The following is a 14,817-nucleotide window of genomic DNA, read 5'->3' on the forward strand; positions in this document are numbered from 1 at the left end:
TTTGGCTAATTAACCTTCTTGCTCAAGCTGTTGTATTGCTTTAGCGAAGTTCGGTAGGTGTTTTTTATGGGCGATTAGTAATTCCTTAGAAATTAAACGCGCATCGTTATCAGAATGAATTAATGGGTTTAGATTCATTGCCAATAAAACATCATTAAACTGACCATTTACTGCAGCTTGGCTAGTGGTAATTTCAAAAGTTTTTAAGGTATAAATTAAACCAAGTACTTTATCATCAAAATGCTTTACTCGTGGGTGCGGTTTTGCGCCATCACGACCTAATAAGCATGTCATTTCGACTGTCCAGTCTTCAGGAATATTATCAATATGCCCATGATGTGGAATATTAACGTAGTGCTCCGTTTGTTTGTCATTGTATATTGCATTGATGACTTCACAAGCGGCATCTGAATAATAAGCTCCACCTCTTAATTCAAGCTCTTTAGGTTTTACATCTAATGTTGGATTTTTATATAGTTCAAAGAGTTGATGCTCAACTTTTTGCACGACTTGAGCCCTAGCCCCCCCTTTATAATACTCGCCAAGCTCAATCGCTAGCATTTCCTTAGGTTTAAAATAGTACAATAAATAAGAGCATGGGATCAGATTTAATCCACGAATTAATCCTTCATCAAAAGCAAGGTCTGTAATATTTTTAACTGAATTTGCGCTTAATGTTCCAGAAGCAATCCCTTCTAATAACTCATTAAACCGTGATGAACCATTTACAATAACGTCTTTGATAAAAACCATATGATTTAAACCAAATAAGTCGATAGATAATTCATCGCTATCGGATAGTTTCAAAACATCGGTAATAAACATTTTCATACCGATAGGTATATTACAAACACCAATAAAACGTTTGAAGTTAGTGTGGCGATAAACAGCTTCAGTTACCATACCTGCGGGGTTGGTGAAATTAATTACCCAAGCATTCGGGCAAATTTCTTCGACATCTTTAATAATATCAAAAATCACAGGTATTGTTCGCAGCCCTTTGAATAAGCCACCAGCACCATTAGTTTCTTGCCCCAAATAACCATGTTTTAAGGGGATTGATTCATCCAACGCACGTGCTTTTAATTGCCCAACTCTTAATTGAGTCGTCACGAAATCAGCGTCTTTTAATGCTTCTCGCCTATCAAGCGTTTTAAATATCTTGAGTGGTATATTGGCATGTTTAACCATGCGCTCGCATAAATTATAGATAATATCTAATTTTTCTTTACCTTCATCAACATCCACTAACCATAATTCAGTAATAGGTAACTCATGGTAACGTTTAATAAAACCTTCTAGTAATTCAGGAGTGTAGCTACTCCCTCCCCCAATGGTGACAACTTTTAATTTCTGATTCTGAGTCATATTAACCTCATTGTACCTTTATAATAGACATAGAAAAGCACGCCATCTTTATAGAAAAAGATGGATATGCTTGAGACGCTTAGAAATGGGAAGATTATTTAGGTAATAATTTAACCTACCATTTTTTGTTCAACACTAAATAGATTTTTTCTGTAATCACTTGGTGTTAATGAAGTTAGCTCTTTAAATTTTTTAACAAATAAACTTGGACTGCTATAACCGGATTCAAAAGCAATATCCGTAATTGAATAATTAGTTATTTCGAGTTGCTTTTTAGCAAAATTAATTCTGATATCATTAATAATCTGCATTGGCGTTTTGCCATAATAGCGTTTTGTTGCCCGAGTTAAGTACTCTTGTGATTTTCCCGTTATCGAAATCATATTTTGTAGAGCACTTTCACTAAACATAGCGATATCATGCATTTCTTCCAATGTATTTTTTAGCCATTGAGGGGCATCATCTCGCATACTTTTTTCACGATAATGGCGTAATCGATTTACGACATTAAATGTAACCAACTCAATAAATTCATTAAATTCACTATCACGAAAATTTAATGATGCAATCACGGACTCTATATAAGCCATAAATTCATTTTTTAATTGATAGCCCTGTGATGCAACAAAATAACTTGGTAATAGTGGTAAATAATGTTTATCAAAAAATGATTTACTAATTCCAACATTGAGTATTCGTGTAGGCCCAAAATCATAAGAGCTTTCATGATGCGACCCTATTGGGAGAAAAATAAAATCTCCCCGCTCTAATAAAACTTTTTTCCCATTAATTATTTGATAACAACGCCCCGTTAGAACAATCATATATTCATAATAATCATGTTGATGCAGTCCACTTGCACTCTCAACTTTATTATAAATAAAGACATGAAAGGTTTTATTATTAAAAAGTTCACTTTCTTGAACGAGTTTAATTTCAGCATTAGTGTCGGTTCTATTCATCAGTGCCTGCATCATGGCTCCCTCTCTAATGGTTTAATTTTTCATGTAACTCAATTAACTCTGTAATTAATTCACGGGCTAACATGGCATTCATTAAATGATCTTGTGCATGAACCAGAACTAAGCTAACTTTGATTCGTCCTTCACCCATATCACTTTCAATCAATTGAGTTTGCACTTTATGCGCCTCATTCAGCGAAGAGTGCGATTGTGCCATTAAACTTTTTGCCGTCACAAAATCACCTTCTTTCGCCTTTTTTAATGCGGTATAAGCCAAGCTTCTTGCTTGCCCTGCATTAATAATCAGCCCCATGACAACTTCTTCAAGTTCATCCATAGTCGCATCTTCTTGGATATCATTAAGTTCAAACATACTTTTATCTCTATTTTGATGGGAGGAGCAAGCTCCCCCTTATTTTAAAACTTAAGTGCGTTAGCAATATCTTCTTCACTCTCTTCTTCATCGATTGTGTTTTGTGCTTTATTAGAAATCACAACGAACGGAAGATAAACGAGTACAGCCACACCAAGGTTAAATAATGCAAGTAGTAAGGCAGCGATACTACCATTAGTATTGAAGAATGCAGCAAGCCCCGTCGGCATTGTCCATGGTGCGATATTCGTCACTGGTGGGATAATCCCTAAATAATAAGCCGCGACCATTATTCCTGCCAATAAAGGCTGAATAAGAATAAATGGAATAAACATAACCGGGTTCATAATGATCGGTAGACCAAAAATAATCGGCTCATTAATTTGGAAAATACCTGCCGGTAATGCTAATTTCGCAACCTGACGATGGTCGGCACGACGTGATGCGATAAAAATAGCGATAATTAATCCTAATGTAGCGCCCGTTCCACCTAAGAATACATAGGAGTCAAGCATCGGTTTTGCCCACATATGGAAGGATTTACCCGCAGCAATCGCAGCATCAACTGAACCATACTCTGCATATAAAGACACGTTTTCTAATGCCCACGGTGTCATTATACCGCTGTCTAATGCGGTTAATGCAAGAGAACCATGGATACCAAAGAACCATAATAGAGAGGTAAATACAACATATGCCCAGCCAACAACATTCCCCATAGAAGCAAGTGGTGTGGATACTGTGTCCATAATGATTTGATGGAAATTACTACTAATACCGCTTAGCGCCCACGACACAATTCCCATAATTGATAAGATGATAAAACCAGGAATAAGTGCAGAGAATGAACGAGATACGGATGGTGGTACGCTATCTGGTAATCTAATCACCCAATTACGGCGAACAATAAAAGTGAACATTTCAGCAACGACTAACCCTAGAATGATCCCTGAAATGATATTAGCCCCACCGAGCCAATTAGCACCAACGGCATAAGCACCATTGACGTCATATGGTGTGACTGTCATAAAAGAAGCAACAGCTAACAAACCAGCAGCAAGTGGATCAACCTTACGTTCTTCCGCCAGTGCCATCGCAATAAAAAAAGGTGCCATTAAGGACATAATTCCCAATGTCCCGTTATAAACGTTTCCACCAATGGCTTTAAAACCATTTAGTGTTTCTATCGTTGAAGGCTCTAGTCTAACCCCCAAAGAATAGAAAAATGACCCTGTATCAAAACTCAGAAAAACATTATTAATTAACACAAACATTGCCCCAACTAAGGTCAGAGGCATAATTCGAATAAAACCATTCTTTATTGCATTAACATGAGGTTGCTTTCCCAATCTAACAGCGAATGGAAGGAGTACCTTTTCAAGCGAAGTGATAAAAAGACTCATAAAAATACCCTCAATTTTTTGAGTATGCTCCATTCTTAACTAATTACGTTATGTTAATAACGTTAATGTTGATGGAGTTATTATGTTGTAGAGGTTGTAAATAGCTTTTTGGTATTAGCTTGCAGTTTGTTTTTTTATAATTGCAACGGCAGCTTTTAGTACACCGAGCCCATCCACTTTTCCGTACAAAAGTGAATCAATAACTTCAACTGGCTTGTTAGGTAATAATTTTTGGATATCCGATAACATCCAAGCAATTTGCGGGCCGAGTAATATCACATCCGCATCTACACCTTTTTCTGAAGCTAAGCTTTCAGGAAAGGCCTCTATATTGACAGGTACATCGTATTTTTCTGCTTGCTGTCTCATTTTGTTAACTAGCAGTGAGGTAGACATTCCTGCAGAACAAAATAGATAAATATTTTTCTTATTCATTCCTTATCCTTTGATTCGTTCTATTTTTTATTACCGCTATAACTTATAAGTTTTCTTATAGACTTATCATCTAACCCAACCCTACACACTAAAGCAATTAATTATCTCTAGTTGAATTGAGTATACTGCCTTCCCAGCATTTTCGATAATTCAAACTAACCAACAATTGTCTCCCATTGACCAACAGCCATGACAATCCTCACATTTATATAAATATTTTGCGTCAATAAAAAAGTTATATTGATATCAAATAATGATAAGAAAAAAATTAAAGATGGGTAATACGGCGTTTTAATTGGTAATTTATAGCCCAAAAAGAAAAAGACCCACTTCAGTTGAAGTGGGTCTTCTTAAGAAAGAAAAAAGTACGAATTAGTTGCAAGAAGCAGATTTGTCGAACTTAATTGCACCTGTTGGGACTAATGCGGAATCAAACTGGCCATCTTCCATTGAAGGACGAATGGTATAATAACCTTCAATTTCAGCATAGACAGGTGTACCACCATCTACCCCAGTTTCTCCATACGCTTTTTCTAATTCAACACCAGAAACAGCGTATTGGCGACCACTATCGCACTCTTTGAAAACAGCTGCATCAGCCATATAGCGGTACTGCCCCACTTTTTTACTTGGCTTAACTTGGTCTAACGTATAATTCATCTGTGTTTCAATCGGGTTACCGTCTAAATCCAGCAAGGTCACTGATTGACCATCTGCTGATTGGGCAAAATAAGTACTTTCACCTTTAGGATTAGTTGCTCGTAGTTTATTATTTTCTATATCCCATTTACCAGTATCATGGAAAGCTGTATCACCATCTTTCGTTCCTAAGTAAACGAGCTGTTCAACATAACTACCATCTTGGTTAACTAACAATGTCGCCTCAATACCAGAGCAATCCGCGCAAGGTAAAACCCCTGTATAGACTTTATCGACTGGTGCTACATCAATATTTTTTGTCGCACTCTGGCAGCCAGCTAACGTAATACTTCCAACCGCCATTAAGACTAACATTAGTGATTTTTTCATTATAATTCCCTTAAAACCATGTGTTTTAACTTGTTAACCAATATAAACATCATAGCATTTCATCTAATAAAAATATGTCAAACATAAGAAAATTCGGACATTACTGATAAAATACGTTGTGTATTGATTTAGTGAATAAGAATTGTCTTTTTCCCTGCGCTGTGATTATAGTTATTAAAGTTACTGTGCTATTATCGTACTAAGCACATTTTTGCTTAGTACAACATGTTCAAGGCGGCAATAACCGCCACTAACACAGTGGTGAGGGAATATGTCTACAGATACTGAATATCAACCTATCAATTGTGATGATTACGAATATCTAGAAATCGCATGCCAACGTCAGCTAAAGTTGCAAATAATACTTAATGACGGCGTGAATATTGAGGGGAAGGCCAGTGATTTACTCCTACGAAAAAAAGTTGAGTACCTGATTGTTGAGACACATGATGGAACCAAGGAGTTAAGATTGGATTGCATAATTTCCTTCAGTCATCCTGAAATCGGCACAATTGTTGTCGACCACTCTCACTAATACTCACGATTTTGAGTCCTTCTATAGCCCCTTATGGTAATCACAGTCATAAGGGGCTTCTCATTAATTTAATACCTTAAATTCACCCTCTTTTTGCCAATCGATGGCAATGCCCAGAGACGCTTCATCAACCAACCCCTCAGGGGTAATAAAGCACCCTACTGCGGTAATGAGCTGGTCGTTATAATAAATTAATGGCACTCTTTCTCTCATCCATGGAGCTACGCCTAATTCTTGCCAGATCTTCTTACTGCTTCTGGAACGATGGCGTCCTACTATTTTCAATGTGCCTTGCAGCCCAAAACGGATTGTCACATTTTCATGCGAAAGTGGTGGCCGTATCTGCCCCTCTCCTTCCATAACTTGTAATATTCCTAAGGATTCAGGTAACTCAATAGCCTCAGGAAAAGCCCATTCAAACTGTTTATTTAATAGACTATTAATGCGCTTAACAACCCACAATGCGCCTTGATAACGACGAATTTCAAATTGCCCTAAGCGGCAAATAGGGTCTGCATCATGCCGAGCTAACGCGACTTCTTGCCAAATACGTTCCAATTGGTTAAATGGCGGCATTGGCAATTGGTGCAAACCAACCCAACGACGAATTAACGCATTACGTTTGGAAGATGAACACCCTTGCAAATCATCTATAAATAGGCCCCCTCGGTAATCCATCATACCTTCAAGGGTATCTTTTAATAACTCATCGAGTAATGATTCTTGCTCAGCACATAGCGCTGCACTGCGCGCGACAGCATGAGAAAAATGTGGCCAGCGCTCAGCCAAAGTTGGCATAATATGAAGACGTAAAAAATTTCTATCGTAACGGTCATCTTGGTTACTATCGTCCTCAACCCACGACAATTGTTGCTCTTGCATATAAGCTTCTAGCGCTATACGGGGTGTTGAAAGTAATGGGCGTAATAGCCATGTTGAACCGCAACACGCTGAAAAACTCAATAATTCAGGCATTGAAGACAACCCTGCTGGCCCACTACCACGCTTTAACGCTAACATGAAAGTTTCTGCTTGGTCATCAAGATGTTGAGCCGTAACTAATACCTCGCCTTCTTGTAATTCTTCTCGGTAAGCCTGATAACGAGCTTCTCGTGCTGCTGCTTCAATACCTTTTTGGCTTGAATCAACCACGACATGTCGGCAAATAAAAGGAATGTCCCATTGTGAACATAATTGAGCACAATGCTGCTCCCATTCGTTTGCTTTTCTATTCAAGCCATGATGAATATGAATAGCACGAATTTCTAGTGAAGGAAGCCGTTGTTGCCGAATAAGATAAAGTGCATGTAATAAAACCGTAGAGTCAATACCACCACTGAATCCCACTAGAATTTTTTGAATACCACTTATTTTATTAAGAACTTGTTCAACAATTACTTGCGAATGCTGCGCCATTTATTCGCCCTTCTTACGACTTCTGGCTTTGGCTTTTTGCGCCAACACACAGAACACCAGAAATAATTACCAGTAATACCCCAATTGCATACGCAATTTCAAAAACATCATTTAAGATTAACACTAACCAGAGTACCGATAATACGGGAGATAAAAATACCACAGAAGCTATTTTCGCTGAATGACCTGTATTCATCGCCTTAAACCACAAAATATAAGACACCCCATTGATTAAAATGCCATTAACCAATGTTGGCCAAAAAGCTGCTTTTGAAGGTAACTGCATTTCACTAAATAGTATCAGTAAGGCAAAAGAAGTTAGCGTTGAAAAAATAAATAACCACACAGTACTAATATAGGGGTCTATCGAATATTGGCGAGAAAAAACTGACATTAGTGCAAAGCAAAATGCACCACTAAAAACCAGTAATAACGCTGTTGGGTTTTCAACATGTAGCTGTGTAATTTGCCCTTTAGTAAAAGTAATAATCACCGCAATAAAACCAACTATGATGCCAATTATTTGTCTTCCAGCTAATTTATCTTTTAGCAATACTACTGATAACAAGATAATAACTAATGGCCAGCTATATTGAATGACCAATACGGCGATACCATTTTCAATGGAATATCCGTAATACAGTAACAAGTAGAATAAACAATCAAGAAAACCAAGAACAAAGACTTTGATTAGTACATCTCTTGGCAAGATAAACAGTTTTGTCAGCCGATACCCAGAAGCAAGTGCAACAATAATTACAGATATCGCTGAAATTAAGTTTGACCAAAAAAGGAATTGGAAGCTATCCATACCTTCTTGCCCAAAACGAGAGACAATAGGAATAAAGCTCCATATCAATACGCAAGTAAAAGCATATAGCAAATAATTATATTGTCGCACCCTAGTTCCTATCTATTATTATTTTCAGCAGATGAATAATTTAAATCAAAACACTCTGTTATCATTAAAAATGACTAGCTTAAAAATAAAAAAACGGGAGCTGGCAAAAAGCAAACTCCCGTTTTTATTAACGATTAGCGGTTAATAATTAGCAATAACCATAGTCCATCAGACGCTGATAGCGGCGGTTTTTCAACGCTTCGGCATCTAATGCATCTAATTCGTTTAAGTCCTCATTCAGGCGTGCTTTTAGCTGTTCCGCAATTTCATCATAATTACGATGTGCACCGCCTAATGGCTCAGGAATAACATTATCAATTAATTTCAGTTCTTTAAGACGTGGAGCAGTAATCCCCATCGCCTCTGCTGCTAGTGGTGCTTTATCTGCACTTTTCCATAGAATGGAAGCACAGCCTTCTGGTGAAATAACAGAATAAGTACTGTATTGCAGCATATTGACTTTATCACCAACACCGATGGCAAGAGCACCGCCAGAGCCACCTTCACCAATAACAGTACAAATGACTGGGACAGATAAACGTGACATTTCACGTAAATTACGTGCGATAGCCTCTGACTGACCACGCTCTTCAGCACCAACGCCCGGATAAGCCCCAGGAGTATCAATAAAGGTAATAATAGGCAAGTTAAAACGCTCAGCCAGTTCCATCAGACGCAATGCCTTACGGTAACCTTCTGGGGCTGGCATACCAAAATTACGACGGATTTTTTCTTTTGTCTCACGCCCTTTCTGATGCCCAATAATCATAACTGGGCGACCATCTAAACGCGCCATTCCACCCACAATGGCTTTATCATCTGCATAAGCACGATCACCTGCTAATTCTTGGAAATCAGTAAAAATGCGAGAAATATAATCCAATGTATATGGACGACGTGGATGACGAGCGAGTTTAGCGATTTGCCAAGCTCCTAGATCAGAGAAAATTTTACGTGTCAGTTCAACACTTTTTTCACGTAAACGAGCAACCTCTTCATCTAGGTTGACTTCTAAGTTGTTATCTTGACGGCTAACCGCTGTTAGAGAATCAATTTTCGCCTCTAATTCCGCGATTGGCTGTTCAAAATCAAGAAAATCCAGACTCATAATATTCCTATTTTAGTCAAATTCTAATTCTACCTGCTCACTACCCAGCAGAGTTCGAAGATCGTTCAGAAGGGGATCCACTGGCGTCACACGCCAAACAACACCAAATTTAAGCTTGGCTCTGGCATCATCCTTCTGGTAATACAGATGAACCGGGATCGTTCCTGAACGATGAGGTTCAAGAGTACTGCGAAGCCGGTTCAGCAATTGATCGTTAATTTGTTTATCTGACAGTGAAATTGCAAGTCCTCGTGCATATTTCTCCCTTGCTTCACTAATATCCATTAACTCACGCACTGTCATTTTATTACCACCATTGAAATCATCAAAGCTGACCTGACCGGTGGCTATCAGGATATTGTCTTTTTCCAACATATGTTGGTATTTATCGAGTGCATCTGAAAATAACATAATATCCAGACGACCGGAACGATCATCAAGCGTACAAATACCTATTCTATTTCCACGCTTGGTTGTAATGACTTTAGCTGAAAGTACTAAACCTACCACAGTTGTCACTTGACCACGAGGGGTGGGGTTCACATCTTTTAATCTAAGCCCATTAGTATAGCGCTCTATTTCGCTCAAGTATCGCGTTATTGGATGCCCTGTTAAATATAAACCAAGCGTTTCGCGTTCACCATCCAATACCACCTGCTCTGGCCATTTAGGCACACTGGCGTATGAACTTTCGACTTGTTCAGGTGCTTCCGCTAATACACCAAACATATCTGCTTGGCCTATTGCCTCTGCTTTAGCGTGTTGGTCAGCCGCTTTTAATGCATCTTCAAGGGAAGACATCAATGCCGCACGGTGAGGGCCTAATCGGTCAAATGCCCCTGCCATGATAAGCTTTTCCATCACACGACGATTAATTTTTTTAATATCGACTCGCGCACAAAGGTCAAAAATCTCTTTAAATATCCCGCCTTGTTGACGCGCTTCAACAATCGCTTCAATCGGGCCTTCACCGACCCCTTTAATTGCACCGATACCGTAAACTATCTCACCTTCATCATTCACATGGAAGTGATAAAGCCCACTATTGATATCTGGTGGCAATACTTTTAAGCCCATTCGCCAACATTCATCAACTAAACCGACCACTTTTTCCGTGTTGTCCATATCAGCGGTCATTACAGCAGCCATAAATTCAGCGGGATAGTGAGCTTTTAACCATAATGTTTGATAAGAAACTAAAGCATAAGCTGCTGAGTGCGATTTATTAAACCCATAACCGGCAAATTTCTCTACCAAGTCAAAGATTTTCATTGATAACTCGCCATCTACCCCGTTTTTGATTGCTCCTTCTTCAAAAACAGAACGCTGCTTCGCCATTTCTTCAGGTTTCTTTTTCCCCATCGCACGACGCAGCATATCTGCACCGCCAAGCGTGTAACCGGCTAAAACCTGAGCAATCTGCATAACCTGTTCTTGGTATAAAATAATACCATATGTGGGCTCTAGAACAGGTTTTAATGATTCATGTTGCCATTGAACATCTGGGTACGAAATTTCTTCACGACCATGCTTACGGTCAATAAAGTTATCTACCATGCCTGATTGCAATGGCCCAGGGCGGAATAATGCTACCAGTGCGATCATATCCTCAAAGCAGTCGGGACGTAATCGCTTAATTAAGTCCTTCATTCCACGGGATTCCAACTGGAATACTGCCGTGGTTTCTGAGCGCTGCAGCATATCAAAGCTTTTTTGATCGTGCAGCGGAATCGCCGCAATATCAACCGGCTCTAAGTTTTTCTTAGCACGGCGCGCGTTGATCATTTCCAACGCCCAGTTAATGATCGTCAACGTCCGTAAGCCGAGGAAGTCAAACTTCACTAGCCCTGCATATTCGACATCGTTTTTATCGAATTGCGTGACGGGGTTATTACCTTCCGCATCACAATACAGTGGCGCAAAGTCAGTAATTTTAGTTGGAGCGATAACCACCCCACCCGCATGTTTACCGGCATTTCGAGTGACCCCTTCGAGTTTACGCGCCATATCGATAAGCGCTTTAACCTCTTCATCAGCTTCATAAATTTCAGGGAGCTGTGGCTCTGCTTCGAATGCTTTTTCTAGTGTCATACCGGGATCTGGCGGCACTAATTTAGAAATTCTATCAACAAAACCATATGGGTGCCCAAGTACACGCCCCACGTCGCGGATAACCGCTTTTGCCGCCATCGTACCAAAGGTAATGATTTGTGAAACGGCATCACGCCCATACATTTGGGCTACGTGATCAATGACTTGGTCGCGTTTTTCCATGCAGAAATCGACGTCAAAGTCAGGCATCGAAACACGCTCAGGGTTCAAGAAACGCTCAAATAGTAAATCGAACTCCAACGGGTCAAGGTCAGTAATTTTGAGTGCGTAGGCAACAAGGGAACCTGCCCCCGAACCTCGTCCAGGCCCAACGGGTACGCCGTTATCCTTCGACCATTGGATAAACTCCATAACTATCAAGAAGTAGCCAGGGAAACCCATTTGGTTGATTACGTTGAGTTCGATATCTAAACGCTCATCATACTCAGGACGCCTTTCTGCCCTGATTTTTTCATCAGGAAACAGAAATTCTAAACGCTCTTCGAGCCCCTCTTTAGAGCGCATGACTAAAAAGTCTTCTGTTTTCATATCCCCTGTTGGGAATTGAGGTAAGAAGTATTCACCTAAACGGATCGTCACATTACAACGCTTAGCAATCTCTACACTGTTTTCTAGCGCTTCAGGGATGTCAGCAAACAGCTCACACATCTCTTCTTCGGAACGTAAATATTGCTGAGGGCTATAATTTTTAGGCCTTTTTGGATCTGCTAATGTAAAACCATCATGGATAGCAACACGTATTTCATGAGCGTCAAAATCACTACTTTCAATGAAACAAACATCATTCGTTGCAACGACAGGTAGGCCTTTTTTAGTCGCTAACTCGACAGCCGCATGTAGATAACTTTCTTCATCAGGCCGCCCTGTTCTGACTAACTCTAAATAGTAGCTATCTGGGAAATGAGTTTCATAGAATGCAAGACACTCATCCACTAAGGATTGGTTTCCCCTTAATAGAAATTGCCCGACATCCCCTTTACGGCCACCGGACAGAAGAATCAAGCCGTCTTTGTGCTTGGCCAGCCATTCTCGTTTTATCGTTGGCCCAACCGCACCATAGCCCTTTTGGTATGCTTCAGAAATCAGTAGGGTGAGGTTTTGATAGCCTTCATTATTACGCGCTAAAACAGTTAGGTGAGATATTTCATCACCTAATAATTCACTTTCCACATAAAAATCAGCGCCAATAATGGGTTTGATCCCCGCACCATGCGCTGCACCATAAAACCGGACTAACCCGCAAAGGTTAGTAAAATCGGTGATCGCGAATGCAGGCATACCCATTGAAGCCACTTTTTTAACCAGTGGCCCCGTTTTGGCTAGCCCATCAATCATGGAATAGTCACTGTGAACACGTAAATGAATAAAACGAGGTGATGCCATCGACCTAATACCTACTTATTGCTGTCTAAAGCTCTTCTCACAGGAGCAAAGCTTTTACGATGGAATTCGGTTGCACCATACTGCGCCAATTTTTCTAAATGATACGCGGTTGGGTAGCCTTTATGCTTCGCAAAACCATATTCAGGAAAAGCTTTGTCCAACTCAACCATTTCCCTATCCCTAATCACTTTAGCTAAAATGGATGCTGCGCTAATTTCTTGTACTAGGCTGTCGCCCTTAATTACTGCTTGTGAAGGCATTGGCAATTCAGGACAACGGTTACCATCAATTAAAACATACTCAGGAATAATGGATAAACCGGCAACAGCGCGCTGCATAGCTAACATAGTTGCATGTAATATATTTATATTATCAATTTCTTCTGGTTCTGCGCGACCAATACACCAACACAATGCTTTTTCTTGAATTTCATCAAATAATTTCTCACGTTTTTTTTCGGTGAGTTTTTTTGAGTCTGCCAACCCTATAATAGGGTTATTGGGATCAAGAATCACCGCTGCTGTCACTACAGCTCCGACTAATGGGCCTCGACCCACTTCGTCAACACCCGCGATTAAATTTGCTTTTGGATAGATAAATTCCATTAATTTTTGACCATATCTAATACAGCTTCAGCAGCTTGTTTATCTGCGTCACAACGAATAAGCTGATGTAATTGTAAAAAAGTTTCTTTCAGGTTTTCAACCCGCTCGCCACCCTCTAGGAGTGGAAGCAACTGCTGTGCAAGTTTATCAGGCTGGCAATCCTCTTGTAGTAACTCTTTGACAATCTCTTTTCCTGCTAACAAATTAGGCAAAGAAACATACGGCGTTTTCACTAACCGTTTTGCCAACCAGAAGGTGAAAGGTTTCATACGATACCCCACCACCATTGGGCATTTTGTTAGCATACATTCAAGTGCTGCCGTTCCTGATGCTAATAAAGTCGCATCTGCTGCAATCATTGCATCACGAGCTTGGCCATCTAAAGTATGAATTTGCAGTTCAGGCGTAGTATTTTGCTTTATCTCATCAAACTGCTGGCGGCGTTTTTCATTCACCAACGGCACCACAATATGTAAATCCGGGATATTACGCTGTAATATTTTCGCTGTATTAAGAAAATCTGCGCTTAGCATTTCGACTTCGGAATGACGACTTCCTGGCAGTAAGGCTAAACATTTAACATGCTCAGGAATATTCAGCCGATGTCGAGCGGCTTGTTTATCAGGGTGTAATGGAATGGCATCCGCCATTGTGTGCCCGATAAAACGGCAAGGAACATTAAAACGATCGTAAAAGGCTTTTTCAAAAGGTAAGAAAGCTAATACTAAATCCGTTGAACGACCGATTTTAAATACCCGTTTTTGACGCCATGCCCAAACTGATGGGCTAACATAATGAATGGTTTTAATCCCTTTCGATTTTAAGCGCCCCTCAAGGGTAATATTAAAATCAGGGGCATCAATTCCAACAAAAACATCTGGCTGTAATTCGGTAAAACGCTGGGTTAGATCCTTACGGATGGATAATAACCGAGGTAGGCGGCCGAGGACTTCAACGATACCCATGACGGCAAGCTCTTCCATTTCATACCAAGCTTCACAACCTTCGGCTTGCATTAAAGGACCAGCAACACCAACAAAGCGAGCATCTGGTATTTGCTCTTTAAGTGCACGGATAAGCCCCGCACCGAGAATATCACCAGATGTTTCTCCGGCAACAAGGCCAATAGTAAGTGGGCGGCTATTATTCACCGAAATTCGCTCCTTATTAAAGGCCTCGATTCATTA

At 39.9% G+C, this 14,817-nt stretch carries 13 protein-coding genes; 1 reads left to right on the plus strand and 12 read right to left on the minus strand.

Annotation, left to right across the window (positions count from 1 at the left end):
• Positions 1–9: 9 nt before the first annotated feature.
• From P3L40_RS16850 to P3L40_RS16875, 6 genes are all read right to left on the minus strand, one after another.
• Entirely contained in the window at positions 10–1,368 is a 1,359-nt protein-coding gene (locus tag P3L40_RS16850) for a 6-phospho-beta-glucosidase (protein WP_004257387.1), read from the minus strand.
• Between the two features lie 110 nt (positions 1,369–1,478).
• Positions 1,479–2,345: a transcriptional regulator ChbR gene (gene chbR, locus P3L40_RS16855; RefSeq protein WP_094961147.1), complete on the minus strand. Its 867-nt coding sequence runs from the start codon at positions 2,343–2,345 to the stop codon at positions 1,479–1,481.
• A 10-nt stretch (positions 2,346–2,355) separates the two neighbouring features.
• The gene (chbA, locus tag P3L40_RS16860; protein ID WP_004257393.1) at positions 2,356–2,703 is read right to left on the minus strand and encodes a PTS N,N'-diacetylchitobiose transporter subunit IIA; all 348 of its coding nucleotides are present in this window, start codon (positions 2,701–2,703) and stop codon (positions 2,356–2,358) included.
• A 44-nt stretch (positions 2,704–2,747) separates the two neighbouring features.
• Positions 2,748–4,106 carry a PTS N,N'-diacetylchitobiose transporter subunit IIC gene (gene chbC, locus P3L40_RS16865; RefSeq protein WP_036957985.1) on the minus strand — a complete coding sequence of 453 codons (1,359 nt, stop codon included), beginning with the start codon at positions 4,104–4,106 and terminating at the stop codon, positions 2,748–2,750.
• A 114-nt stretch (positions 4,107–4,220) separates the two neighbouring features.
• Entirely contained in the window at positions 4,221–4,541 is a 321-nt protein-coding gene (locus tag P3L40_RS16870; protein ID WP_094961145.1) for a PTS sugar transporter subunit IIB, read from the minus strand.
• A 372-nt stretch (positions 4,542–4,913) separates the two neighbouring features.
• Entirely contained in the window at positions 4,914–5,570 is a 657-nt protein-coding gene (locus P3L40_RS16875; RefSeq protein WP_004257413.1) for a copper resistance protein NlpE N-terminal domain-containing protein, read from the minus strand.
• A gap of 271 nt (positions 5,571–5,841) precedes the next feature.
• On the opposite strand from P3L40_RS16875, the gene rof reads away from it, so the two are divergent.
• Complete coding sequence (rof, locus tag P3L40_RS16880; RefSeq protein ID WP_004257417.1) at positions 5,842–6,105, plus strand: Rho-binding antiterminator; 264 nt, start codon at positions 5,842–5,844, stop codon at positions 6,103–6,105.
• Positions 6,106–6,168: 63 nt separating this feature from the next.
• On the opposite strand, the gene tilS is transcribed toward rof, so the two are convergent.
• The 6 genes from tilS to lpxB all read right to left on the minus strand — a co-directional run bounded on the left by tilS (position 6,169) and on the right by lpxB (position 14,781).
• Entirely contained in the window at positions 6,169–7,521 is a 1,353-nt protein-coding gene (tilS, locus tag P3L40_RS16885) for a tRNA lysidine(34) synthetase TilS (protein WP_136134307.1), read from the minus strand.
• 13 nt (positions 7,522–7,534) lie between these two features.
• Positions 7,535–8,422, minus strand: a complete 888-nt coding sequence (locus tag P3L40_RS16890) for a DMT family transporter (RefSeq protein WP_094961142.1) — start codon at positions 8,420–8,422, stop codon at positions 7,535–7,537.
• 148 nt (positions 8,423–8,570) lie between these two features.
• Complete coding sequence (gene accA, locus P3L40_RS16895) at positions 8,571–9,530, minus strand: acetyl-CoA carboxylase carboxyl transferase subunit alpha (RefSeq protein ID WP_004257429.1); 960 nt, start codon at positions 9,528–9,530, stop codon at positions 8,571–8,573.
• Between the two features lie 12 nt (positions 9,531–9,542).
• Positions 9,543–13,025, minus strand: coding sequence for a DNA polymerase III subunit alpha (gene dnaE / locus P3L40_RS16900; protein WP_036957990.1), 3,483 nt, complete (start codon positions 13,023–13,025; stop codon positions 9,543–9,545).
• 11 nt (positions 13,026–13,036) lie between these two features.
• Complete coding sequence (gene rnhB / locus P3L40_RS16905; RefSeq protein ID WP_004257437.1) at positions 13,037–13,630, minus strand: ribonuclease HII; 594 nt, start codon at positions 13,628–13,630, stop codon at positions 13,037–13,039.
• Positions 13,630–14,781: a lipid-A-disaccharide synthase gene (lpxB, locus tag P3L40_RS16910; RefSeq protein ID WP_004257441.1), complete on the minus strand. Its 1,152-nt coding sequence runs from the start codon at positions 14,779–14,781 to the stop codon at positions 13,630–13,632. Before lpxB ends, rnhB begins: the two co-directional genes overlap by 1 nt.
• Positions 14,782–14,817 lie beyond the last annotated feature (36 nt).

It is taken from the genome of Providencia sp. PROV040, from assembly GCF_032706145.1.
In the GTDB taxonomy this organism is placed as follows: Bacteria; Pseudomonadota; Gammaproteobacteria; order Enterobacterales; family Enterobacteriaceae; genus Providencia; species Providencia hangzhouensis.

Coding starts and splice junctions, on each gene's coding strand:
- P3L40_RS16850 (WP_004257387.1), bottom strand. CDS start 1,368: ATGACTCAGAATCAGAAATTAAAAGTTGTCACCATTGGGGGAGGGAGT.
- chbR (WP_094961147.1), bottom strand. CDS start 2,345: ATGATGCAGGCACTGATGAATAGAACCGACACTAATGCTGAAATTAAA.
- chbA (WP_004257393.1), bottom strand. CDS start 2,703: ATGTTTGAACTTAATGATATCCAAGAAGATGCGACTATGGATGAACTT.
- chbC (WP_036957985.1), bottom strand. CDS start 4,106: ATGAGTCTTTTTATCACTTCGCTTGAAAAGGTACTCCTTCCATTCGCT.
- P3L40_RS16870 (WP_094961145.1), bottom strand. CDS start 4,541: ATGAATAAGAAAAATATTTATCTATTTTGTTCTGCAGGAATGTCTACC.
- P3L40_RS16875 (WP_004257413.1), bottom strand. CDS start 5,570: ATGAAAAAATCACTAATGTTAGTCTTAATGGCGGTTGGAAGTATTACG.
- rof (WP_004257417.1), top strand. CDS start 5,842: ATGTCTACAGATACTGAATATCAACCTATCAATTGTGATGATTACGAA.
- tilS (WP_136134307.1), bottom strand. CDS start 7,521: ATGGCGCAGCATTCGCAAGTAATTGTTGAACAAGTTCTTAATAAAATA.
- accA (WP_004257429.1), bottom strand. CDS start 9,530: ATGAGTCTGGATTTTCTTGATTTTGAACAGCCAATCGCGGAATTAGAG.
- dnaE (WP_036957990.1), bottom strand. CDS start 13,025: ATGGCATCACCTCGTTTTATTCATTTACGTGTTCACAGTGACTATTCC.
- rnhB (WP_004257437.1), bottom strand. CDS start 13,630: ATGGAATTTATCTATCCAAAAGCAAATTTAATCGCGGGTGTTGACGAA.